Genomic DNA, 22,668 nt, shown 5'->3' with positions numbered 1-22,668 from the left:
CTTCATGCCGCCTGCGCTCCGGGCAGCGCGGCGCGGTCGCGCGCCTGCCACAGCGCCTCGGCCAGCGCCTCGGCACGGGCGAGGCCGGGCGCCGCGCCCAGCGCCAGCAGCGCGAGCGCCGCGGTGCCGGTGACCAGCGCGGTGGCGAAGTGGTCATCGCTCTCGCCGCGCCAGAGCCGCAGCAGGTCCTCCGGCTGCCCACCGGGATCGGCCAGCCGGCGGGTTTCGTCGCGCAGCGCCTGCGCGGTCAGGTCGACCGCCTCGCCGTCAAGCAGGCCGAACAGCTCGATCTCCTTGGACGGATTGCGCTCGAACTCGCCGCCCGCGCCCTTGAGGATCAGCACGTTGCGCTGGCCCATCAGCGCCCCCGCATCGGCCTGCAGCCCGCGATATGGCGGGTGGAAGACGCCTTCGACCTGCGCGGATGCGCCGAACGGATTGGCGACCCGCAGCACCGTGTTGACGCAGGAGCGCAGCCCGAACGCCTCGCGCAGGCGGATCAGCCGATAGCCGCCGGGCGACCACGCCTCGAGCGGGACATAGGCAATCGAATGGGCGTCGAGTGCGCGGCCGAGCGCCTCGCCGGTCTCGACCGTCTTGATGCCGAGCGCGGGCAGCGCGTCGCGGATCTCGTGCCGATGCGCGTTCCAGCCATGCAGCGCGACGCGGTGGCCGGCGCCCGCCACGAGCTTGGCGGCCAGCAGAAACCAAGGCAGGCCGCGGGTGCGTCCAGCCGCGTAGGAGGGCCAGTCGAGATCGGGCGCGGCATTGCGCCATTCCGGCCCCGAGGCGAGCGCGTCGGCGAAGCCCGCGATCTCGGCTGCGTCCTCGCCGCGATAGCGCATCACCATCAGAAGCGCCCCTGCCGCTTCGGGCGCCGCCGTTCCGTCGAGGATCAGCCGCATCGCCTGCGCTGCCTCCTCGCGGGTCAGGTGCCGTCCCCGCCCCGGGCCGCGCGCCACGGTGCGGACGAAGGGCGCGAGTGCGGTCGCGTCCTGTTCTGCGGATGGCTGCGTCATGGTCCTGCCCTCTCGTCGGAATCGCCCTTCAGACTAGGCCGTCAGAGGCGCAGAGGAAGGGCATGGGGTCAATCCGCGGGACGCCGAGGGCCGGGCGATGCCGCGACACCAAGCCGCTTTTTCGGGCGCGGTGCCGATGTTATGGGCGGCAGGCGCCCCGAAGGCGCGACCAAGGATCGGAATTCGTCATGATGTTACGCCCCTTTGCGCTTCTTGTCGCGCTCGGTCTCGGTGCCGCCGCGCAGGCGCACGAGTTCGAGGAAGGCGACCTTGCCATCCTCCACCCCTTCGCCATCGAAACCGCTGCCCGTGCCACCACCGGGGCGGGCTACTTCGAAGTCCGCAACGACGGCGATCAGGCCGACGCGCTGATCGGTGTCGAGGCGGCGTTTCCCAAGGTGGCGCTGCACGAGGCCGTCGAGACGGACGGCATGATGACGATGCAGCCGATCGAGCGCGTCGAGATCGCGCCGGGCGAGACGCTGACCCTCGCGCCGGGTGAAGGCGGCCACGTGATGTTCATGGGGATCGACGCGCCCTTCGAGGTGGGCGCGCGGTTTCCCGCGAAGCTGATCTTCGAGCGGGCCGGTGCGGTCGAGATCGAATTCGTGGTCGAGCCGCGCCCGGAACCGGGTGCGGACCAGTCGACGATGGATCATTCGACCATGGACCATTCGGGCATGACCGACGGCGAAGGTGGCATGGATCATGGTATGATGGACCATGATGAGACGAACCACGGCGAGATGGATTACGGCGCGGACGCTGCCGCCGAGTGATGGCTAGAGCCGCCCGGCACCGAGCCGGGCGGCCAGCCCCTCCAGCATGTCGAGGCAGGCGGCAAGTTGGCCTTCCTCGAGATACTCGTCCGGGCGGTGCGCCTGCGCGATGTCGCCCGGTCCGCACAGCACCGTGTCGATCCCCAGCCCCTGCCAGATCCCCGCCTCGGTGCCGAATGGCACGAGGCCCGGCGTCCCCCCGACCAGATCGAGCGCGAGATCGCGCGCGGCGTTGGCTGCGCGTGGCTCCAGCCCGACTATCTCCCCGAAGCATTCCGTCTCGATGACGAGGCCGGGCTGGGCCGCCATCTCGGCCTCGACGAAGGCGGCGAGCGCACGTTTCACGTGGGACGCCTCGGCGGGCACGACCGGGCGCATCTCCCATTCGACGCTGGCCTGCCCGGCGATCACGTTGCGCGCGGCCCCGGCGGTGATCCGTCCGAGATTGATCGTCGCCCATGGCGGATCGAAGCGGCCCTGCGGGCGCCTCTCGCGCAACTCTGCCGCCAGTCCATCGAGCCGCAGCGCCAGGCGCGCCGCCACCATCCCAGCGTTGATGCCGCGGTCGGGCGCCGAGCCATGGCCGTCGCGGCCTGCGATGCGGGTGGTGTATTCGTAGCTGCCCTTGTGCCCTTCGATCACGGCCATGCGGGTCGGCTCGCCGACGAATGCCATCGCCGGGCGCGGCCCCTCCCGCGCCATGACCTCGGCGAGCGCCACGGCGCCCATGCAACCGACCTCCTCGTCATGGGTCAGGACGACGTGAACCGGCGCGCCGCAGGTCGCGAGCCGGGGCGCCATCGCCACGCAGGCAGCAATGAACCCCTTCATGTCGCAGGTGCCGCGCCCGAAGAGCCGACCGTCCTCGCGGCGCAGGCGGAACGGGTCCGAGGTCCATCCCTCGCCCGCCGGCACCACGTCGAGATGGCCGGACAGCATTACCCCGCCTGCACGGTCCGGGCCGAAGGAGGCCACGAGGTTCACCTTGTCGTTGCCCAGATCCGGCAGCAGGCGGATCCGGGCACCCTGCCCCGCCATCCGCCCGGCCAGCATCTCGGCCAGCGCCCGGTTGGAGCGATCCGAGACGGTCGGATAGGCCACCATCTCGGCCAGCAGCGCGACCGCCGCTTCGAACACGCTCATGGCTTCACGAAGAGCTTGCGGTCGAGGTCGCACAGCGTCTCGGCCGGGCCGCTCTCGCGGATCAGGATCGTCTCGGTGGTCTCCAGCCCCCACCCCTCCATCCAGATGCCCGGCATGAAGTGGAAGGTCATCCCCGGCTCCAGCACCGTCAGGTCGCCCTTGCGCAGGCTGGCGGTCCGCTCGCCCCAGTCGGGCGGGTAGCTCAGCCCCACGGGATAGCCGCAGCGGTTCGGCCGGTGGATGCCGATCCGCTTGAGCGGGGCATGCAGCGCGGCGGCGATGTCCTGCGTCGTGTTTCCCGGCCGCGCGGCCTCCAATCCTGCCTCGAGCCCCTCGGTCAGGGCCTCGGCGGCGCGCGCCATCTCCTCGGGCGGCGGCCCGAGGTGAACGGTCCGGCACAAGGGCGCGTGGTAGCGGCGCACGCAGCCCGACAGCTCGAAGAAGGTGGCCTCGCCGCGCTTCATCGCGTCGCCGTTCCAGGTCAGATGCGGGGCGGCGGCATCCGTGCCCGAGGGCATCAGCGGCACGATGGCGGCATAGTCGCCCCAGTCGTCGCCCACCCCGCGCACGGCGGCGCGCATCACCTCCCCCACCAGATGGTTCTTGGGCAGGCCCGGCTCGGCCAACTCGATCGCCTGCCGGGCGATGGTCTCCGAAATTCGGGCGGCGCGCCGCATCAGCGCGATCTCGGGCGGCGATTTCACCAGCCGCCGCCAGTTCACCAGCGCCGTCGCGTCGACCAGCGTCGCGTCTGGCAACGCCGTCTCCAGAACGGCATGCGCCTTGGCCGAGTAGTAGTAATTGTCCATCTCGACGCCGATCCGAGCGCGGCCCTGCCCCATGCCGATCAGCCGGGCGGCCAGATCCTGCATCGGATGGCGGGTCGCGGATTGCACGTAACGGTCGTCATAACCGAGGATGCAGGCTTCCGGCATCCAGACGGTGCGCGCCGCGCCGGCGGTGTCCTGCATCCGCCCCCACCAGCAGGGGTCGCCGTCGAGCGACAGAATGACCCCCTGATGCACATAGAAGGACCAGCCGTCATACCCGGTGAGCCAGCTCTGGTTCGAGGGGTCGGTGACGAAGAGCAGGTCGATCCCGGCCGCGTCCATGGCGGCGCGCGTGGCATCGAGGCGGCGGTTGTATTCGGCGGCGTCGAAAGGGGCGGCGTATGGGCGCATGACGGGATCTCCTGACACGACCAGCCCAGACCGCCGTGGCCGCCCTGGTCAACGCCGCCTGCGCCACGTGCCGAGCGAAAAACGACAAACGCCTGCAAGCGGGGCGTTTTCGCGCGCAGATGGTGGGTCGGCCACGACTTCGCTTGGCAAGAGCGTGGTGTTGGAGCTACACAAAAGTAGGGGATCGAGGGGACGCACGGGGGGCAGAACGCAGAGCGATGAAGATCGATGGCGTCGATCAGATCCCCCGCGCCGGGGCGGAAAACGCTCCTCTCGGCGGGCCGGGCGTGGATTCGGGCTTTCTCGCCGCTCTGGATGCCTCGCCCTCGCCCATGTGGCTGTCGAACCCCGATTATGAGGGGACCTATTTCAACCGCGCCTGGCTGGAGTTCCGGGGCCGGAGCCTGGCGGAGGAGATCGGCGGCGGCTGGATCACCGGTATCCACCGCGACGATCTACCGGCACTCGACGGCTATGCCGACGCGCTGGCGGCGGGACGCCCCTTCCAGGTGGAATACCGGCTGCAGCGGCATGACGGCGCGTGGCGCTGGATGCTCGACAGTGCGGCGCCGCGCCGCGATCCCGAAGGGCGACTCGTCGGCTTCATCGGCAGCTGCGTCGACATCACCGACCGCCGCGAGATGGAAGAGACCCTGCGCCACAGCGAGGCCCGGCTGCAGCAGGCACAGGAGGCGGCGGCGCTCGGGGTGTATGACTGGGACATCATCGGCGGCCGGATCGACTGGTCGCCCCAAATGTACCGCCTCTATGGCCTCGATCCCGCGAGCGAGACCTGCTCGGATCCGCTCGGCCTCATCGCCGCATGGGCGGGACGGCTGCATCCCGACGACCGGCCCCGCTGCGAACGCGAGCTGCGTCAGAGCATCGAGGGCGATGCCGAGCAGCTCGCCATGGCGTTCCGGGCGATCCATCCCGAGCAGGGCCTGCGCTGGATCGAGGGGCGCGGCCGGATCATGCGCGACGCCCGTGGTCGCGCTCTGCGGCTGACCGGCGTCAATTTCGACGTCACCGAACGGCATGCCCGCGAGGCGGCGCGCGAGCGCTCGGCCATGATGCTGGGGATGAGCGTCGAGGTCGCGGCGATCGGCACCTGGGAATACGACCCCGACACCCGCCAGGTCACCGCTTCGGCCCGCACCGATGCCTTGTTCGGCCTGACGCATCTGGGCGGACCCCGACCCTTGCGGGACTATGTCGAGCGGGTCCATCCCGAGGACCGCGACGCGCTGCAGATCAGCCTGACCGGGCCGATCGCCGACGGCGAGGAGACCTCACGCCTCTACCGCCTCCTGCGCGACGACGGCCCGCCTGTTTGGGTAAGCACGCGCGGCCGGATGGTCCGGCTTTCGGATGGCAGCCGGCGGCTGATCGGTGCGATGACCGACGTGACCGCCGCCCAGCAGAAGGCGGAGGCCCGCGAAGCCGCGCTCGAGCATCGTCAGACGCTGCTGGCCGAGCTGAACCACCGGATGAAGAACAACCTCCACCTGATCCTGTCGATGCTCCGGCTCGAGGCGAACCGGGCCGAGCGGCCCGAGGGGATCGTCGCCGCGACCGAACGGATTGAGGCGGTAGCCGATCTGCACGCGCAGCTCGGCTTCGATGAGGAGGCGGGCCGGGTCGGTTTCGCCGCCTATCTCGAGGATCTCGCGGCACGGCTGCGCCGCTCGGTGCTGCAAGGCACGCGGATCGAGCTGGAGTGCCGGGTCGAGCCGGTCGAGCTTGAGCTCGACATGGCGGTGCCCCTCGGTCTCGTGGTCAACGAACTGATCACCAACGCCATCAAATACGCCTTTCCCGAGGGTCGCGGACGGATCGGCGTCACCCTGCGCCGCGCTGCGGACGGGGCGGTGCTGGTGACCGTCGAGGATGACGGACACGGTCCGGGAGAGACGCGGGAGGCGCCGTCGTCGGGGCTGGGGTCACGGCTGGTGGCCGGGTTGTGCGCGCAGATCGGTGCCACGATAGACAGCCGCAGCCTGCCCGGAATGCGGCACGAGATCCGGCTTCCGCCGCAGCGTTGACCACCTTGTCGCCGGGCTCCGCCGATGCATGGCAGGTTGCCGCATAAGCGCATTGCAACCCGCGCGCGGCTGCCGCATGGGAGGGCTAGACACGCGATGCGATTCACCTCGCGCACCTCACGCCCAAAAGACCCAGATGCCCGATTTTCCCGACAATTCCCCGCGCTTCGATCGCCGAGGCCTGCTGCGCGCGATCGGCGCTTCCGCCGCCTTTCTGGCCGCGATCGGCGGCACCGGCGCGCCCGCTCAGGAGCCGCCCCGGGTGATCCCGCCCGCGCCCGACGACACCCCCATGGCCTTCGACTTCGAAAGCCTGACCGCCGAGATGCGCGCGCTGGCCTCCGCCGCCCCTGCCCCGGCAGAACGCCCGAAGCTGCCGCTCGGCCCGCTGGGCTATGACGACTACCGACTGATCGCCTTCGACGCAGAGCGGGCCCGCTTTCGCGACGGCGAGACGCCGTTCCGGTTGCACGCCTTTCACATGGGCTGGCTCTTTGAAGAGCCGGTGCGGCTCTATCATCTGCAGGACGGCCTGGCCCGGCCGATGCGGTTCGATACCGAGGATTTCGACTATCGCGGCCGCCTCGCCAAGGCGGCGGAAGAAGTGGCCGAGCTGCCCGGCGTGGCCGGGTTCCGGCTCAACGCGCCGCTCAACCGCCCGGACCGCGAGGACGAGCTCGTGGCCTTCCTTGGCGCCAGCTACTTCCGGGCGCTGGGCCGCGACAGCCGCTACGGCATCAGCGCGCGCGGCGTCGCGATCGACACCGCCACATCGCGGGCCGAGGAGTTCCCCCGCTTCACCCGGTTCTGGCTGGAACCGGGTGTGCGCGAGGTGACGATCTATGCCGCGCTCGAGGGAGAGACGCTGACCGGTGCATATCGGCTGGTCGTTACCCCGGGCGAGGCCACCGAGATCGAGGTGACGGCGCGGCTGTTCTTCCGCCGCGCGCCCGAGCAGCTCGGCATCGCGCCGCTGACCTCCATGTTCCTGTTTTCCGAAAAGAACCGGGCCGATTTCGACGACTACCGCCCCGCTGTGCATGACAGCGACGGGCTGTGCATCGAGCGCGCCGATGGCGACGTGCTGTGGCGGCCGCTCAACAACCCGCCCCGGCTCGCCTCCTCCTATTTCGGAGAGGTCGGGCCGCGCGCCTTCGGGCTCTATCAGCGCGACCGCGACTTCGAGAGCTACCAAGATGGCGGCGCCCGCTACGAGCGGCGCCCGTCGCTGCGGGTCGAGCCGGTCGGCGACTGGGGCCGTGGCGCGGTCCGGCTGGTCGAGATCCCGACCGAGCTCGAGGCGAACGACAACATCGTCGCCTTCTGGGTGCCCGAGGACAAGATTTCCGCCGGCGACGAACGCGAGTATGCCTATCGCCTGCGCTGGGGCGACCTAGACCCCGAACCCGCCGCAGAGATCGCCCATGTCGCCGAGACGCGGGCCGGAGCCGGCGGCGTCTCGGGTGTCGAGAGCGCACCGGGCACCCGCAAATTCGTCATCGACCTCGAGGGCGGCGCGCTGGAGCGGCTTTCCGGCGATGCCGAGGTCGAGCTGCGCGTCGAGGCGCATGGCGGCGAGATCCTGTCCCAGACGCTGGAGCGGATCGAGGCCAATGGCCGCTGGCGCGCGGTGCTCGACATCGCCGCCGCCCCCGACACCACGGTCGAGCTGTCGGCGCACGTCGCCGGCTTCGGCCGCAAGCTTTCGGAAACCTGGCTTTACCAGTGGATCAACGCCTGATGACCGACCAAGTGACGACCCGGACCGACGCCCAGACCGACCTGCAGCATGAGGCCGCGCGGCTGGGTGCCCTGCCCGCCGCACCGCTGGCAATGCCGCGCCAGCGCCTCGAACATGTCCCGCTGCGGACCCGCCTTGCCCGCCTGCGGGCGCTCATCGCTCCGCGCGCGGACGCCTGACATGGCCGATCCCCGCCCCTACGGGGCGCGCGGCGCGGCGCTGGGCGCGAGTCTCGGGCTCGCCGCCGGCGCCTTCGTGCTGTTCTTTGCCCAGCGCCAGACCGGCGGCCTGTGGGTCGAGTTTGCGCGCAGCCTGCTGATCCTGATGGCGACCTTCTGGCTGGCCTGGGGCGCGGCACAGGCGCTGCTGGGCCTGTGGCCCGGCTCGGGCGCCACGCCGCGCCGCGCCGAGCCGAAGGGCCGCTGCGCCATCCTCGTGCCGGTGCACGAAGAGGATCCGCGCGCCACCTTCGCCCGCATCGCCGCCATGGACGCCGCGCTGGCCGAAACGGCGCAGGCCGGGCAGTTCGACTTCGCGATCCTGTCGGACACGCGCTCGCCCTCTGGTGCGGCGCGCGAAGCGTCGTGGTACCTGCGTCTGCTGCGCGATCGCGACGCACAAGGCCGCATCTTCTATCGGCGGCGCAGCTCGAACGCCGGGCGCAAGGCCGGCAATATCGAGGATTTCCTCAAGACCTCCGGCGCCGCCTACGAGTTCGCGCTGATCCTCGACGCCGACAGCCTGATGAGCGCCGAGACCATCATCGAGATGACACGGCGCATGGCGGGCGAGCCGCGGCTGGGGCTGCTGCAGAGCCTGCCCGGCGTGATCCGCGCCGGCTCGGTCTTCGGCCGCGCGATGCAGTTCTCGGCGGCGCTATATTCGCCCGTTTTCGCACGCGGCGTGGCCCGGCTGCAGGGCGAGACCGGGCCATTCTGGGGCCATAACGCCATGGTCCGCGTGCGCGCCTTCGCCGAAAGCTGCGCGCTGCCGGACCTCTCGGGGCCGCCGCCCTTTGGCGGGCATATCCTCAGCCATGACTACGTCGAGGCGGCGCTGCTCGCCCGAGCGGGCTGGATCGTCCGGCTCGATCCCGACCTGACCGGCTCCTACGAGGAAGGCCCCGAGAACATCCTCGCCCATGCCAAGCGCGACCGTCGCTGGTGCCAGGGCAACCTGCAGCATGCGCGGCTCCTGGCGGCGCCGGGGCTTTTGCCGTGGAGCCGCTTCGTCTTTCTGCAGGGCATCCTGGCCTATGTTTCGTCGCTGTTCTGGCTGGGCTTTCTCGCCACCTCGATCCTGGCGCCTTCGCTCAGGGTCGCACCCGATTACTTCCCCCTGCCGGGATGGTCGTTCCCGGTGATGCCGCCGAACGAGACCGCACGCACGGCGGGGCTGATCATCGGCGTGCTGGGGCTGCTGATCCTGCCGAAGCTCCTGATCGCCGTGCAGGCCATCCGTTCGGGCCGGGCGGCGGGATTCGGCGGCCCGGTGCGACTGCTGACCTCGACGCTGGTCGAAATCGCGCTGTCGAGCATCACCGCGCCGATCTTCCTGATGTTCCAGACCCGCTCGGTGCTGCAGGTTCTGTCCGGCCGCGACGGCGGCTGGCCCGCGGCGGCGCGCGGCGAAGGGCGGCTCGGGCTGTTCGAGAGCTGGCAGGCGAGCCGCTGGATCACCGTGGCAGGGCTGGCCGGACTGGCCGCCGCCTGGAAACTCTCGCCCGAGCTGACCCCCTGGCTGCTGCCGGTCGCGGGGCCGATGATCGCGGCGCCGCTTGTGATTTGGATCACCTCCCTGCCCTGCCGCATCCCCTTCGCGGTACCTTCCGAAACCGCCCCCGACCCGATCCTCGCCCGACAGGAAAGCATAGGCGCGTCCTGGGCCTCTCTGACCGATGCCGACCCTGCCCCCAGCCATCCGGAGCCGCTCCATGCCTGACGCCGTCTTGATCCCGGTGGCGCGCCACCAGCCCAAGTTCCGCGACCCGAGGCTCGACGTGCTGCGCGGGATTGCGCTGGTGATGATCTTCATCAACCACGTGCCCGGCAACTTCTGGGAAGACTGGACCAGCCGCAATTTCGGCTTTTCCGACGCGGCCGAGGGTTTTGTCCTGATGGCGGGCATCTCGGCCGGCTTGGCCTATTCCGCCGGCTTCTGGGTCCGGTGGCCGTGGCAGGGCGTGGCCAGGATCTGGCGCCGGGCCTGGACGCTCTACCTCGTCCACCTGCTGATCACCTTTGGCGCGCTGGGCATCGCCGCCGCACTTGCGGTCTTTGCCGACATGCCGGCGATGCTGTGGAAGCACGGCATGGGCCTGCTCTTCCGCGACCCGCTTGGCTTCCTGATCGGGGTGCCGACGCTGGGCTTCCAGATCGGCTATGCCAACATCCTGCCGCTCTATTTCGTCCTGCTCATGGCCGCACCGCTGGTGCTGTGGGCGGCGGTGCGGCGTCCGCTATGGACCCTCGCGGCCTCGACGCTGCTGTGGATCGCGGCGTCATATTTCAGGCTGACGCTGCCCAACTATCCCACCGGCGGCTGGCAATTCAGCCCGCCCGCCTGGCAGCTCCTGTTCGTGCTGGGCATCGTCACCGGCATCGCTGCCAAACAGGGCCGCAGGCTGGTGCCGGCACGGCGCTGGCTGATGGCCGTGGCGGTCGGTTTTCTGCTGCTGTCGCTCGCATGGATGAACATCCCCACGATCGGCAAGACTGGCAATCACCTGCTGTGGATGGCCAACCAGCAGGGCGTGCCGGGCTTCATGACGAGCTTCAACAAGCCCTATCTGAATCTGCCGCGGCTGCTGCACCTGTTGGCGCTGTTCTACGTGCTGGCCTCCTGGGGTGCAGTGCGCCAGGCCTGCGCCTCACGCCTTGCTGCGCCCTTCGCGCTTCTGGGACGGCAGGCGCTGCCGGTCTTCGCGCTGGGCTCGATCACGATCTACCTGATCCAGGGGATCAAGACCGAGACCGGCGAGAACTTCGCGCTCGACACGATGATGCTCGGCACGGGTCTGGCCCTGCAGCTGGCCTTCGCCGCCGCGCGGCAATACTGGCCCGCGGATCGCGACGGGGCGGGCAAGGCGGCAGCCGCTCCGCTGCCCCGAACGGCGCTCGCCGCCTAGAAGTCGAGACCGAGATCGAGGGTGCGCGCCGAATGGGTCAGCGCACCCGACGACACGTAATCGACCCCGGTGGCGCAGACCTCGGCCACCCGCTCGCGTCGCATGTTGCCAGAGGCCTCGGTCACGAGGCGGCCCGACACCATCTCGACCGCACGGGCGAGATCGGGGGTCGACATGTTGTCCAGAAGCACGACATCGGCGCCGCCGACTTCCAGCACCTCGGCAAGCTGGTCGAGCGTGTCGACCTCGATTTCGATCTTGAGCATGTGCGAGGCCGCGGCCGTCGCGGCCTGCAGCGCGGCCCGGATGCCACCGGCGGCGGCGATATGGTTGTCCTTGATCAGGATCGCGTCCGAGAGGCCGTAACGGTGGTTGAAGCCACCGCCATGCAGCACCGCGAGCTTTTCGGCCGCGCGCAGACCCGGCGTAGTCTTGCGGGTGCAGGTGACGCGCGTGGCCGTGCCCGCCGTCTCCTTTACGAAACCGGCGGTCAGCGTGGCGATGCCCGAGAGCCGTCCCGCGAAGTTGAGCGCGACCCGCTCGGCCGAGAGGATCGAGGCGGCGGCGCCTTCGATTTCCATCAGCGTATCGCCCGGGGCGCAGGGCGCGCCGTCGGCGAGACGGGTCGTGACAGTCAGCGACGGATCGACGAGGCGAAAGGCGATCGCGGCGATCTGCATGCCCGACACCACCCCGGCCTCGCGCGCGTTGATCCGCGCGGCATAGCGGGTGGTGGCCGGGATCACGGCCCGGGTCGTGACGTCGCCCCACGCGCCCAGATCCTCGTGCAGCGCGTGGCGCACCATCGGCTCGAGCAACAGGTCGGGGATCTGGGTCATGCGGTCTCCGTGGCCGCGCATTCGGCGCGGATGGTCAGGGCCTCGTCGAGCGTCAGTCGGCTGCGACGCGCCTGGGCGGGGTCGGTTTCGGGGTGATCGGTGCGGCAATGGCCGCCCCGGCTCTCGGTGCGCGCCAGCGCGGCGGCGGCGACCAGCGTCGCGGTGGCGGTCATGGTGCGGAAGGCGGGGGCGGGCTCGGCGGCCTCGAGCACGGCGATGCCGGCGAGGGCGCGGCGCAGCCCGGATGCGTCGCGCAGCACCGCGACGTGATCGGTCATCAGCCGGCGAAGGGCTGCCACGCTCTCGGGCGCGGGGCTGCGGCCGCCGGTGGCGAAGGCGATGTCGACATCGGATGCGCCATCGGGAGCGTCGGTTTCCCGCATGATGTCCTCGGCGCAGAGACGCGCGAAGACGAGCGCCTCCAGCAGCCCGTTCGAAGCGAGGCGATTAGCCCCGTGCAGCCCGGTGGAGGCCGCCTCGCCGCAGGCCCAGAGCCCCGCGAGGCTGCTGCGTCCGCGCGCGTCGGTCTCGACGCCACCCATATGGTAATGCGCAGCCGCCGCAACCGGGATGGTTCCCGCGACCGGGTCGATCCCCGCCCGGGCGCAGGCCTCGGCCACGGCGGGAAAGGTCTCGACCACGCTGGCGCCAAGGCTGATGCGGGTGTCGAGTGCCGGGTTCCGCCCCGCCTGCCGCTCGGCAAAGACGGCGCGGGCGACGATGTCGCGCGGGGCCAGTTCGGCCTGCGCGTGCAGCGCGGTCATGAACCGCTCGCCCGCGTCGTTGACGAGCCACGCCCCTTCGCCGCGCAGCGCCTCGGTGGCGAGCGGCAGCGGGTCCTCGCCGGTGGCGATCGCGGTGGGGTGGAACTGCACGAACTCGGCGTCGGCGATCACCGCGCCCGCGCGCGCTGCCGCGCCGATGACCTGGCCGCGGATGCGCGGCGGGTTGGTGGTGTGCAGCCACAGCCCGCCCGAGCCGCCGCCCGCCAGCAGGATCGCCGGGGCCTCGATGGTGACGGGCGCCGACCCCGCGGCGCTCTCGATCACCACGGCGGTGGCGCGGCCGTTCTTGGCTTCGATGCCGGTGAGCAGCGCGCCGGGCAGCACCTGCACCGACGGGCAGCGCGCCAAAGCGGCGATCAGCGTGTCCATGATCTGGCGGCCCGCCTGGTCGCCCTTGACCCGCACCACCCGCGCCGCGCCATGCGCCGCCTCGCGCGACAGAACGTAGCCGCCTTGGGCATCGCGGTCGAAGGGCGTGCCGAGGCCGGTCAGCTCGACGATGTGCTCGCGCGCGGCGCGGGTGACCAGATCGGCGATGGCCGCGTCGACGGTGCCCGCGCCTGCGGCCACCGTGTCAGCGGCATGCGCCTGGGGGCTGTCGGCAGCGTCCATTGCGGCGGCGACGCCGCCCTGCGCCCAAGCGCTGCTCGCTCCCTGCCCCGGCGGCTCGGGCGCGATCATCAGGACCGGGCGCGGCGCCAGCGCCAGCGCAGCCGAGATCGCGCCGAGGCCGGCACCGATGATGACGACGCGCTCGGTGCGCAGGCGGGTCATGGTCGGATCACGCGCGGGCCAGGCTGCGCGACAGCTCGATCATCCGCTCCACGGCACGGCGGGCCGGGACGGCGACCTCCTCGGGCACGACGACCTCGGGCGACATGGTGTGCAGCGACCAGAGCACCTTTTCGAGGCTGATCATCTTCATGTAGGGGCACATGTTGCACGGCTTCTGAAAGGTCACATCCGGGAAGGCATCGGTGATGTTCGACGCCATCGAGCACTCGGTGACCAGAAGCGCCTTCTTGGGGCGTTCGCGGTCGATCCAGTCGATGATGCCGCTGGTCGAGCCGGTGAAGTCCGCCTCGGCCGTCACCTCGGTGGTGCATTCGGGGTGGGCGATGATCTTCACCTCGGGGTCGGCGGCGCGATAGGCGCGCATCTCCTCGGCGGTGTACTGCTCGTGGACTATGCAGCTGCCCTCCCACCAGACGATGCGCTTGGTGGACTGCTTGGCCACGTTGCGCGCGAGGTGCTGGTCGGGGGTCATGATAACCGTGTCGCTGTCCATCGCCTCGACGATCTGCAGCGCGTTGGCCGAGGTGCAGCAGATGTCGGAGGCGGCCTTCACCTCGGCGGTGGTGTTGACGTAGCTCACGACCGGCGCGCCAGGATACTTCGCGCGCATCTCGGCGATGCCCTCGGCGGTGATGCTCTCGGCCAGCGAGCAGCCGGCCTCCATGTCGGGCATCAGCACGGTCTTGGCCGGGTTCAGGATCTTGGAGGTCTCGGCCATGAAGTGCACGCCGCACTGCACGATGACGTCCGCCTCGACGCGGGTGGCCTCGATCGCGAGCTGCAGGCTGTCGCCCACCACGTCAGCGATGCCGTGATAGATCTCGGGGGTCATGTAGTTGTGGGCGAGGATCGCCGCGCCACGCTCGCGCTTGAGGCGGTTGATCGCCTCGACATAGGGCGCGTGCATCGCCCAGTCGACGGGGCTCAGGACCTTGTCCATCCGCGCGAAGAGGTGGGCCTGCCGCTCGGCGGCCTCCACCGACGGCGCGAGATCGTAATGCCGCGCAAGCTCCTCGCGCATGATGCGTGTCTCGAACATTTGCCTCACCTTGCGTCAGCTGATGCGGCAGGCTCATACAGGGGCCGGACGGAAAGTTCCAGATCGTGCGATCAGGACCAAAGGCCAAAGCCCACCGCCCACAGGGTCAGCAGCACCCCGGTCACGGCGGCATAGGCGCCGTTCCACTTCAAACCGACATGCAGCGCGCTCTTGCCCGCGAAATTGCCGGTGAGCAGCGTCGTCGCGGTGAAGGGCGAGGTGATGCCGGATATGCACCAGCCGGCGGTGATCGCCACGAAAAGCGCGACCGGGCTCACCCCCATCGCCTCTGGCGTGGGCAGCAGCGGGAACAGCAGCGTCACACCGAGGATCGGGTTCATGCCGAGCTGGCCGGTCACCGGAATGAACCAGACCAGCGCACCGAGGATCAAGGGCCCGGGCAAAGCGGCGATCCACGGCGCGAAACCCGCGACATGGGGCGCCAGCAACCCGGCCCCCGCGGTGCCGATATAGCCCGCCATCATCAGCAGCGTCAGTTCCGGCCGGTAGCGCGGCAACTCGCGCGTCGTGAACTGGCGCCCCCGGCGGGCGGCGCCCCGCGCACCTTCCTGAAGCATGACCCAGCCCACCGCCAGCAACGGCACGACGAGCAGCACCGCGCCGACCACCCGCACCTCGAAGGTGTCGTGCAGCAGCCAGACCGGCACCCCCAGCAACGCAAGGAGCAGCGCCAGCGGCAGCAGCGCCGAAAGCCCGCCCTCGGGCTGGTGGCGGGCCGGGGTCCGGCTGAGCTTCGGCTTGAAGATCTGGTCCATCGCCCAGCCGGTCCCGGCGATGATCGCGCCGGTCACCAGCGCCGGGCCGAGCGTGGCGCTGTAAGGTGCCCCGGGCAGCAGGCCGCCAGTAATTGCCACGGCAAAGGAGAGCGGCGACCAAGGCAGCACCGAGACGAAGGCGCGCTGCACCGCGAGCAGCATCCGGCGGGTGCGGTGAAAACGGATCTCCGGGTCCGGCTCGCGTTCCGAACTGGCGACCGCGAGGCTACCCAGCAGGGCGATCGAGCCGTAGTTGAGCAGCACCGAGAAGGCCTGCCCGCCCATCGTCAGGGCGAGGTAGCGCCGACCGGGCGGTTGCGCGGCGAGATAGCGGCCACAGGCGCGGATCGCGGTCGAGGTCTCGGCCGCCGCGCGCAGCGTCGCCAGCGCGCAGAAGAAGGCACCGATGAAGGCCGCCGAGCCCAGCCCCGCCAGCACCGGCGCGGTCCAATCCCCACCCCGCGCCCAGAGCGCCACGGTCAGCGCCAGCGCGACCCAGACGAAGTTCAGCCGCCGCCCCCTGAGCCGCAGTGCCAGAAGCAGGATCACCGGCGGCACCATGAGCGCCGCGCCAAAGCCTGCCCCGGTGGCGGGGGCCCAGTCCTTCAGCGCGACCAGAACGGTGAGCAGGACCAGCGCCGCGCCGAGCAGCGGCTCGGCCCGGAGCGGCGTGTCGGCCCGCGCGGTACGGGCGGACAGGAAGGGAAAGCGGAACGAGAGGGCCATGAGTCGCCGGATACGGGAACGGCGCGACCATGGCCCCCGGACCGAGCCACCGCAAGCCGATCCCGCCTCTGGCCGCCCAGCCGGCCGTCCGTCCCGTTTCCGCGAAGTCAGCGGAACGCGGGGTCTTGCCTGACGGGGCGTGCTGGGACAACGTGGCGTCACAACGCATCGACCGAGTGGCACGGCTTGTGCCGAAAACGGTCGGGCCACCAGGGAGAACGACATGAAGATGAAGACATGGTTGGCCGCCGGGGCGGCTACGCTCGCGCTCGCCGGCGCGGCACAGGCCCAGAACCTGGTCTATTGCTCCGAGGGGAGCCCCGAGGGCTTCGACCCGGCGCTCTATACCTCCGGCACCACCTTCGACGCCTCGTCGCACACCGTCTACAACCAACTCGTCGAGTTCGAGACCGGCACCACCAACGTCGTGCCCGGCCTGGCCGAGAGCTGGGAAGTGTCCGAGGATGGCACCGAGATCACCTTCATCCTGCGCCAGGGCGTCAAGTTCCACTCGAACGACCGCTTCACCCCGTCGCGCGACTTCAACGCCGATGACGTGATCTTCACCTTCGAGCGGCAGCGCGATCCCGAGCATCCGTTCCACACCGCCTCGGGCGGCACCTGGGAATACTTCCAGGGCATGTCGATGCCCGACCTGATCGAGAGCATCGAGAAGGTCGACGACTACACCGTCAAGTTCAACCTGACCCGCCCCGAGGCGCCCTTCATCGCCAACATGGCGATGGACTTCGCCTCGATCCTGTCGGCCGAATACGCCGACGCGCTGACCGACAACCCCGAGATGCTCAACCAGGAGCCGATCGGCACCGGTCCGTTCGAGTTCGTGGCCTACCAGAAGGACGCGGTTATCCGCTTCGAGCGTTTCGACGACTACTGGGGCGAGCCCGCCAAGGTCGAGAACCTGATCTTCGCGATCACCCCCGACGCCAGCGTGCGCTACCAGAAGCTGCAGGCGGGCGAGTGCCACGTCATGCCCTACCCGAACCCGGCCGACATCGCCGCGATGAAGGAAGCCGAGGGCATCGAGGTGATGGAGCAGGAAGGCCTCAACGTCGGCTACCTCGCCTACAACACGACTCAGGCGCCGTTCGACAAGCCCGAGGTGCGCAAGGCGCTCAACATGGCGATCGACAAGCAGGCGATCCTCGATGTGGTGTTCCAAGGCTCGGGCAAGATCGCCAAGAACCCGATCCCGCCGACCATGTGGTCCTATAACGAGGAGATCGAGGACGACAGCTACGATCCGGAAGCCGCCAAGCAGATGCTCGCGGATGCCGGCGTCGAGGACCTGTCGATGAAGATCTGGGCGATGCCGGTGCAGCGCCCCTACAACCCGAACGCGCGGCGCATGGCCGAGCTGATCCAGGAAGACATGTCCGAGATCGGCGTCGACGTGGAAATCGTCTCCTACGAGTGGGGCGAGTATCTCGAGCGCTCGAAGGACAAGGATCGCGACGGCGCGGTACTGCTCGGCTGGACCGGCGACAACGGCGATCCGGACAACTTCCTCGCCGTGCTGCTGGGCTGTGACGGCGTCGGCGGTTCGAACCGCGCGCAGTGGTGCAACGACGAGTTCGAGGCCCTGATCCAGGAAGCCAAGACCAAGTCGTCGCAGGAAGAGCGCGCCGAGCTCTACAAGGAGGCCCAGAAGGTCTTCAAGGAGCAGGCGCCCTGGGCCACCATCGCCCACTCGGTCGTCTCGATGCCGATGCGCTCCGAAGTCGAGGGCTATGTCGTCCACCCGCTGGGCGGCCACATCTTCGACAACGTCTCGATCGCCGAGTAATCCGCGCGAGATCGACATGAGGGTCCGGGGCCGTGATGGCCCCGGACCCTTCGCGTGTTCGGGCTCCGCCGCTTGACCGATGCGTCAGCTCCGGCGCAGTCTGAGGCAGACCCCGCGTCAAGGATCACAAAATCTCGACAGGATCGCGAACCGTGTGATATGAGGCGCGCTCATCAGGCCGCCCTGCCACGGGCCGCCGCCGACCGAGACCCCGATTGCCAAGCAACAGGAGACCCGTACCGGCATGGTCATCCCCCATTCCATCGGACCCGCCGCCCCCGTGCGACCGGTCCCCAGCAAGGCGGGCCGCTAGATGCTGCGCTACGTGCTGTCGCGCTTCGCGACCTTCCTGCCGACCTTCATCGGCGTCACGCTCATCTCCTTCGCCTTCATCCGGGTGCTGCCGGGCGATCCGATCATCGTCATGGCTGGCGAGCGCGGCATGACGCAGGAACGCTACGACGAACTCGTCGTGCAGTTCGGCTTCGACCGCCCCATCCTGGCCCAGTACTGGGACTACCTGACGGGCGTGCTGCAGGGTGATCTGGGCACCAGCTACGTCACCAAGAAGCCCGTCTGGGACGAGTTCTTCGCGCTGTTCCCGGCGACGCTGGAGCTGTCGATCTGCGCGATGATCTTCGCGGTGGCTCTGGGCCTTCCGGCGGGGGTGATCGCGGCGATGAACCGCGGCAAGCTGTTCGACAGGACGCTGATGTCGACGGCCTTGGTCGGCTACTCGATGCCGATCTTCTGGTGGGCGCTGCTGCTGATCATCGTCTTCTCCGGCAATCTCGGCTGGACGCCGGTCTCGGGCCGGATCGACCTGCTCTATTATTTCGACGACGTCACCGGCTTCATGCTGATCGACAGCCTGCTGTCGGGCCAGGACGGCGCCTTCACCTCCGCGGTGCGGCACCTGATCCTGCCGACGATCGTGCTCGGTACCATCCCGCTCGCGGTGATCGCGCGCCAGACCCGTTCGGCGATGCTCGAGGTGCTGGGCGAGGACTACATCCGCACCGCGCGGGCCAAGGGCCTGCCGCCGGGCCGGATCAACGGGATGCACGCGCTCAGGAACGCGCTGATCCCGGTGATCACCGTGATCGGCCTCTCGGTGGGCACGCTGCTCGCCGGGGCGATCCTCACCGAGACGATCTTCTCCTGGCCGGGCATCGGCAAGTGGATGGTCGATTCGATCTTTCGCCGCGACTACCCGGTCGTGCAGGGCGGGCTGCTGCTCATCGCCGTGATGGTGATGGTGGTGAACCTGACCGTCGACCTGCTCTACGGCCTCATCAACCCCAAGATCAGGAAGCGCTGATGGACCACGCACTCTCCAAAGAGGTGGAAACCCAGGTCGAGAAGCGCCCCGGCCGGCTGCGCGAGTTCTGGTTCTACTTCCGCGAAAACCGCGGCGCGGTGTTCGGCTTCTGGGTCTTCCTGGCCTTCGTCTTCGTCGCCGCCACCGCGCCGTGGATCGCGCCGCACGACCCCACCCAGCAGTTCCGCGCGTTCACGCTGGTCCCGCCGGTCTGGCAGGAGGGCGGCAGCTGGACCTTCCCGCTGGGCACCGACCCTCTGGGCCGCGACATGCTCTCGCGGCTTCTGAACGGGGCGCGCTACTCCTTCTTCGTGGGCATCGTCGTGGTGGTGATCGCGGCCTCCGGCGGCATCCTGCTGGGCCTGCTCGCCGGCTTCTCCCCGAAATGGCTCGACGCGCTGATCATGCGCCTGATGGACATCATCCTCGCCTTCCCGTCGCTGCTGCTGGCGCTGGTGCTGGTGGCGATCCTGGGGCCGTCGCTGTTGAATGCGATGATCGCCATCGCGATCGTGCTGCAGCCGCATTACGTGCGCCTCACCCGCGCGAGCGTGATCGGCGAGATGGGCAAGGACTACGTCACCTCGGCCCGCGTCGCGGGCGCCGGTCTGTGGCGGCTGATGTTCGTCACCGTGCTGCCGAACTGCCTCGCGCCGATCATCGTGCAGGCCGCGCTGTCCTTCTCGACCGCGATCCTCGACGCCGCGGCGCTAGGCTTCCTCGGCATGGGCGCGCAGCCGCCGACCCCCGAATGGGGCACCATGCTGGCCGAGGCGCGCGAGTTCATCCTGCGCGCCTGGTGGGTGGTCACCCTGCCCGGCCTGGCGATCCTGATCACCGTGCTCGCCATCAACCTGATGGGCGACGGCCTGCGCGACGCGCTCGACCCGAAACTGAAGCGGAGCTGATCTCATGAGCCTTCTGAGACTGCGCAACCTCTCGGTCGAGTTCGCGACCACCGGCGGCCGCTTCCGCGCCGTCGACCAAGTCGATCTCGACGTCGACAAGGGCGACGTGCTGGCCATCGTCGGCGAAAGCGGATCGGGCAAGTCGGTGTCGATGCTGGCGCTGATGGGGCTCTTGCCCTGGACCGCCAAGGTGACGGCCGACGAGATGGTCTTCGACGGGCACGACCTGTCGAAGATGTCCGCCCGCGCCCGCCGCAAGATCGTCGGTAAGGACCTGGCGATGATCTTCCAGGAGCCGATGTCCTCGCTGAACCCGTGCTTCACCGTGGGTTTCCAGATCCGCGAGGCGCTGAAGATCCATCTCGGCATGGACCGCAAGGCCGCGCAGGCGCGCGCGCTGGAGCTGTTCGAACTGGTCGGCATCCCCGATCCGGAGCAGCGGCTCAAGGCCTTCCCGCACCAGATGTCGGGCGGCATGAACCAGCGGGTGATGATCGCCATGGCGATCTCCTGCAATCCAAAGCTCCTGATCGCCGACGAGCCGACCACGGCGCTCGACGTGACGATCCAGGCGCAGATCCTCGATCTGCTGGTGCGGCTGAGGGACGAGACCGGCATGGGCCTCGTGCTGATCACACACGACATGGGCGTGGTGGCCGAGACCGCCCAGCGCGTCTCGGTCCATTACGCCGGCCAGAAGGTCGAGGAGCAGCCGGTGCGCCCGCTGTTCCGGTCGCCGCACCACCCCTACACCTCGGCGCTGCTCGCGGCCCTGCCCGAGCGCGCGACCGACAGGCGGCTGCCGACCATTCCCGGCGTGGTGCCCGGCCAGTTCGACCGGCCGCAGGGCTGCCTGTTCTCGCCACGCTGCCCCTATGCGGATGATCATTGCCGCAAGGTGCCCCCGGCGCCGCGCGGGCCGGATCTCGGCCTCGCGCGCTGCCACTACCCGCTCAACACCGACGAAAGGCTCGCCTCGTGAGTGCCGTGACCACAGACGCCCCGACCGCAAAGACCGGCCCCGTCGTCACCGCACGCGGGCTGACGCGCCATTACGAGGTGGGCGGCGGGCTGTTCGCCAAGCCCCGCGTGGTGCGCGCGCTGTCGGATCTCGATTTCGAACTGACGCCGGGCCGCACGCTGGCGGTGGTCGGTGAATCGGGCTGCGGCAAGTCCACCCTCGCCCGAGTCGTGACGCTGATCGAGGAGCCGACCCGCGGCGATCTGGAGATCTCCGGGACCAACGCCACCCCCGATGCCTGGAAGGGCCTGCGCTCGAAGGTGCAGATCGTGTTCCAGGATCCCTACGGCTCGCTCAACCCGCGCCAGCGGATCGGCCAGATCCTGATGGAGCCGCTGCTCATCAACCGGCCCGACATGCCGGCGTCGGAGCGCGAGGCCAAGGCGCGCGAGATGCTGCGTCTGGTGGGTCTGCGGCCCGAGCATTTCGACCGCTACCCGCACATGTTCTCGGGCGGGCAGCGCCAGCGCGTGGCGATCGGCCGGGCGCTGATGCTGGAGCCGGAAGTGCTGGTGCTCGACGAGCCGGTCTCGGCGCTCGACGTGTCGATCCAGTCCTCGGTGCTGAACCTGCTAATCGACCTGCAGGAGAGGATGCAGCTGGCGTACCTGTTCATCAGCCACGACCTGTCGGTGGTGCGTCACGTCGCCGACGAGGTGACGGTGATGTATCTGGGCCGGGCGGTGGAGACGGGTCCGAAGGAGATGATCTTCGACAACCCGCAGCATCCCTATACCAAGGCGTTGCTGTCGGCGACGCCGCGGGCCGACCCGGAAGCCGCCAAGGAGCGGATCAAGCTCGAAGGCGAGCTGCCCTCGCCGCTCGCGGTGCCGCCGGGCTGCGCCTTCGCACCGCGCTGCTGGAAGGCACAGGAGAAGTGCCGCGCCGCGCGGCCGCTGCTCGACGGGAACGTCCAGAAGTCAGCCTGCTTCTTTCCCGAGGGTGAGGGCAAGCCCTCGGCCGAGGCGCCGGAAAGCTGAACGGAGAAGGGGGCCAGCTGGCCCCCTTCGCTTTTTCGAGCGTCAGAGCTCCCGCTCTCTCCACTCTCTCACTGCATAGATGGCTTCGGCGACGGCCCGCTGCGCGGCGTCAGGCCCCTCGACATGATCAAAGCCATGATCAGCCCCCGTCACCATGTACAGGGTCAGCCCAAACTGTCGCCTGAGGGCTTGGCGCAGTTCCGCGCGGTTGGAGGGATCCTCGGTTCCCAGCACCGCCAATCCCCTTCCCGGCCAGTCGCGCATCCAGGACAAGAGCGGCGTGCCGAGCAGACTCGGGGTCAGCCAGATAGCCCGGGTCCGTTCCGGGGCGCAAAGCCCGGCCGACAGGGCCGCGACCATCGACAGCGTGCCGAGTGATTTGCCGATCAGCCAAACCCGCTCGTAGGGGCGCATGGCCGACAGATGCGCCACGACATCCCGCCCATCCGCCGCGATGCGGGCGAACTGCTCGGCATCGGGGGCGCCCAGGAAGGCCTCATCCTCGGCATAATCGAACGCCAGCCGCGCTACGTCGCAGCCTGTCCGCTCGAACAAGGCAGCGGTGCTATGCAGCAGCGGACGGCCGCAGCCATAGCGCAACCCCGGCAGCACGATCGCCAATTCGCGCCCTCCCCG

The 22,668-nt window shown here is 69.5% G+C and carries 19 protein-coding genes; 11 read left to right on the top strand and 8 right to left on the bottom strand.

What is annotated here, in order from left to right; genetic code table 11:
• Window positions 1-2: 2 nt before the first annotated feature.
• Window positions 3-1,019 (bottom strand): glycosyl transferase family protein, encoded by a 1,017-nt coding sequence (locus FHS00_RS10260; protein WP_183472689.1) that lies wholly within the window; start codon window positions 1,017-1,019, stop codon window positions 3-5.
• Window positions 1,020-1,207: 188 nt separating this feature from the next.
• Between FHS00_RS10260 and FHS00_RS10255 the strand changes: the two genes are divergently transcribed.
• Entirely contained in the window at window positions 1,208-1,798 is a 591-nt protein-coding gene (locus tag FHS00_RS10255; RefSeq protein WP_246391243.1) for a copper chaperone PCu(A)C, read from the top strand.
• Window positions 1,799-1,801: 3 nt separating this feature from the next.
• Here FHS00_RS10255 and argE read toward each other — a convergent pair whose 3' ends face one another.
• Both argE and FHS00_RS10245 read right to left on the bottom strand, forming a co-directional pair.
• Window positions 1,802-2,941 (bottom strand): acetylornithine deacetylase, encoded by a 1,140-nt coding sequence (gene argE / locus FHS00_RS10250; protein WP_183472686.1) that lies wholly within the window; start codon window positions 2,939-2,941, stop codon window positions 1,802-1,804.
• Window positions 2,938-4,122, bottom strand: a complete 1,185-nt coding sequence (locus FHS00_RS10245; RefSeq protein ID WP_183472682.1) for a M24 family metallopeptidase — start codon at window positions 4,120-4,122, stop codon at window positions 2,938-2,940. The genes argE and FHS00_RS10245 overlap by 4 nt, the downstream gene beginning before the upstream one ends.
• Window positions 4,123-4,340: 218 nt before the next feature.
• Between FHS00_RS10245 and FHS00_RS10240 the strand changes: the two genes are divergently transcribed.
• The 5 genes from FHS00_RS10240 (at window position 4,341) to FHS00_RS10220 (ending at window position 11,035) form a co-directional block, all read left to right on the top strand.
• Complete coding sequence (locus FHS00_RS10240; protein WP_183472678.1) at window positions 4,341-6,167, top strand: PAS domain-containing protein; 1,827 nt, start codon at window positions 4,341-4,343, stop codon at window positions 6,165-6,167.
• Between the two features lie 136 nt (window positions 6,168-6,303).
• On the top strand, window positions 6,304-7,908 hold the full coding sequence (locus FHS00_RS10235; protein WP_183472675.1) for an OpgD/OpgG family glucan biosynthesis protein: 1,605 nt from the start codon (window positions 6,304-6,306) through the stop codon (window positions 7,906-7,908).
• On the top strand, window positions 7,908-8,087 hold the full coding sequence (locus FHS00_RS10230) for a hypothetical protein (protein ID WP_183472672.1): 180 nt from the start codon (window positions 7,908-7,910) through the stop codon (window positions 8,085-8,087). Before FHS00_RS10235 ends, FHS00_RS10230 begins: the two co-directional genes overlap by 1 nt.
• 1 nt (window position 8,088) lies before the next feature.
• Entirely contained in the window at window positions 8,089-9,849 is a 1,761-nt protein-coding gene (mdoH, locus tag FHS00_RS10225) for a glucans biosynthesis glucosyltransferase MdoH (RefSeq protein WP_183472669.1), read from the top strand.
• The gene (locus tag FHS00_RS10220) at window positions 9,842-11,035 is read left to right on the top strand and encodes an OpgC family protein (RefSeq protein WP_183472666.1); all 1,194 of its coding nucleotides are present in this window, start codon (window positions 9,842-9,844) and stop codon (window positions 11,033-11,035) included. The genes mdoH and FHS00_RS10220 overlap by 8 nt, the downstream gene beginning before the upstream one ends.
• On the opposite strand, the gene nadC is transcribed toward FHS00_RS10220, so the two are convergent.
• From nadC to FHS00_RS10200, 4 genes are all read right to left on the bottom strand, one after another.
• A complete protein-coding gene (gene nadC / locus FHS00_RS10215; protein WP_183472663.1) occupies window positions 11,032-11,874 on the bottom strand; it encodes a carboxylating nicotinate-nucleotide diphosphorylase in 843 nt (280 codons plus the stop codon). The two genes, FHS00_RS10220 and nadC, sit on opposite strands and share 4 nt — an antisense overlap.
• Window positions 11,871-13,433: an L-aspartate oxidase gene (locus FHS00_RS10210; protein ID WP_183472660.1), complete on the bottom strand. Its 1,563-nt coding sequence runs from the start codon at window positions 13,431-13,433 to the stop codon at window positions 11,871-11,873. Before FHS00_RS10210 ends, nadC begins: the two co-directional genes overlap by 4 nt.
• 7 nt (window positions 13,434-13,440) lie before the next feature.
• Entirely contained in the window at window positions 13,441-14,493 is a 1,053-nt protein-coding gene (nadA, locus tag FHS00_RS10205) for a quinolinate synthase NadA (protein ID WP_183472657.1), read from the bottom strand.
• Window positions 14,494-14,564: 71 nt separating this feature from the next.
• On the bottom strand, window positions 14,565-15,995 hold the full coding sequence (locus FHS00_RS10200) for a hypothetical protein (protein ID WP_246391241.1): 1,431 nt from the start codon (window positions 15,993-15,995) through the stop codon (window positions 14,565-14,567).
• A 223-nt stretch (window positions 15,996-16,218) separates the two neighbouring features.
• Between FHS00_RS10200 and FHS00_RS10195 the strand changes: the two genes are divergently transcribed.
• The 5 genes from FHS00_RS10195 to FHS00_RS10175 all read left to right on the top strand — a co-directional run bounded on the left by FHS00_RS10195 (window position 16,219) and on the right by FHS00_RS10175 (window position 22,032).
• On the top strand, window positions 16,219-17,802 hold the full coding sequence (locus FHS00_RS10195) for an ABC transporter substrate-binding protein (RefSeq protein ID WP_183472654.1): 1,584 nt from the start codon (window positions 16,219-16,221) through the stop codon (window positions 17,800-17,802).
• Between the two features lie 313 nt (window positions 17,803-18,115).
• Window positions 18,116-19,123 carry an ABC transporter permease subunit gene (locus FHS00_RS10190; RefSeq protein ID WP_183472651.1) on the top strand — a complete coding sequence of 336 codons (1,008 nt, stop codon included), beginning with the start codon at window positions 18,116-18,118 and terminating at the stop codon, window positions 19,121-19,123.
• Complete coding sequence (locus tag FHS00_RS10185) at window positions 19,123-20,031, top strand: ABC transporter permease subunit (RefSeq protein WP_183472648.1); 909 nt, start codon at window positions 19,123-19,125, stop codon at window positions 20,029-20,031. Before FHS00_RS10190 ends, FHS00_RS10185 begins: the two co-directional genes overlap by 1 nt.
• A gap of 4 nt (window positions 20,032-20,035) precedes the next feature.
• On the top strand, window positions 20,036-21,013 hold the full coding sequence (locus FHS00_RS10180) for an ABC transporter ATP-binding protein (protein ID WP_183472645.1): 978 nt from the start codon (window positions 20,036-20,038) through the stop codon (window positions 21,011-21,013).
• Window positions 21,010-22,032 (top strand): dipeptide ABC transporter ATP-binding protein, encoded by a 1,023-nt coding sequence (locus FHS00_RS10175; RefSeq protein WP_183472642.1) that lies wholly within the window; start codon window positions 21,010-21,012, stop codon window positions 22,030-22,032. Before FHS00_RS10180 ends, FHS00_RS10175 begins: the two co-directional genes overlap by 4 nt.
• 42 nt (window positions 22,033-22,074) lie before the next feature.
• Here the strand turns inward: FHS00_RS10175 and FHS00_RS10170 are convergent, their stop codons facing one another.
• Entirely contained in the window at window positions 22,075-22,653 is a 579-nt protein-coding gene (locus FHS00_RS10170; RefSeq protein ID WP_183472639.1) for a hypothetical protein, read from the bottom strand.
• Between the last annotated feature and the right edge of the window lie 15 nt (window positions 22,654-22,668).

This window comes from Limimaricola variabilis, from assembly GCF_014195545.1.
In the GTDB taxonomy this organism is placed as follows: domain Bacteria; phylum Pseudomonadota; class Alphaproteobacteria; order Rhodobacterales; family Rhodobacteraceae; genus Limimaricola; species Limimaricola variabilis.
Note: the sequence above shows the minus strand (reverse complement) of the source record. Positions and strands in the feature narration are given on the sequence as shown.

Bases quoted from the DNA above. Each gene is read 5' to 3' on its own strand.
- FHS00_RS10260 (WP_183472689.1), bottom strand. From the start codon at position 1,019: ATGACGCAGCCATCCGCAGAACAGGACGCGACCGCACTCGCGCCCTTC.
- FHS00_RS10255 (WP_246391243.1), top strand. From the start codon at position 1,208: ATGATGTTACGCCCCTTTGCGCTTCTTGTCGCGCTCGGTCTCGGTGCC.
- argE (WP_183472686.1), bottom strand. From the start codon at position 2,941: ATGAGCGTGTTCGAAGCGGCGGTCGCGCTGCTGGCCGAGATGGTGGCC.
- FHS00_RS10245 (WP_183472682.1), bottom strand. From the start codon at position 4,122: ATGCGCCCATACGCCGCCCCTTTCGACGCCGCCGAATACAACCGCCGC.
- FHS00_RS10240 (WP_183472678.1), top strand. From the start codon at position 4,341: ATGAAGATCGATGGCGTCGATCAGATCCCCCGCGCCGGGGCGGAAAAC.
- FHS00_RS10235 (WP_183472675.1), top strand. From the start codon at position 6,304: ATGCCCGATTTTCCCGACAATTCCCCGCGCTTCGATCGCCGAGGCCTG.
- FHS00_RS10230 (WP_183472672.1), top strand. From the start codon at position 7,908: ATGACCGACCAAGTGACGACCCGGACCGACGCCCAGACCGACCTGCAG.
- mdoH (WP_183472669.1), top strand. From the start codon at position 8,089: ATGGCCGATCCCCGCCCCTACGGGGCGCGCGGCGCGGCGCTGGGCGCG.
- FHS00_RS10220 (WP_183472666.1), top strand. From the start codon at position 9,842: ATGCCTGACGCCGTCTTGATCCCGGTGGCGCGCCACCAGCCCAAGTTC.
- nadC (WP_183472663.1), bottom strand. From the start codon at position 11,874: ATGACCCAGATCCCCGACCTGTTGCTCGAGCCGATGGTGCGCCACGCG.
- FHS00_RS10210 (WP_183472660.1), bottom strand. From the start codon at position 13,433: ATGACCCGCCTGCGCACCGAGCGCGTCGTCATCATCGGTGCCGGCCTC.
- nadA (WP_183472657.1), bottom strand. From the start codon at position 14,493: ATGTTCGAGACACGCATCATGCGCGAGGAGCTTGCGCGGCATTACGAT.
- FHS00_RS10200 (WP_246391241.1), bottom strand. From the start codon at position 15,995: ATGGCCCTCTCGTTCCGCTTTCCCTTCCTGTCCGCCCGTACCGCGCGG.
- FHS00_RS10195 (WP_183472654.1), top strand. From the start codon at position 16,219: ATGAAGATGAAGACATGGTTGGCCGCCGGGGCGGCTACGCTCGCGCTC.
- FHS00_RS10190 (WP_183472651.1), top strand. From the start codon at position 18,116: ATGCTGCGCTACGTGCTGTCGCGCTTCGCGACCTTCCTGCCGACCTTC.
- FHS00_RS10185 (WP_183472648.1), top strand. From the start codon at position 19,123: ATGGACCACGCACTCTCCAAAGAGGTGGAAACCCAGGTCGAGAAGCGC.
- FHS00_RS10180 (WP_183472645.1), top strand. From the start codon at position 20,036: ATGAGCCTTCTGAGACTGCGCAACCTCTCGGTCGAGTTCGCGACCACC.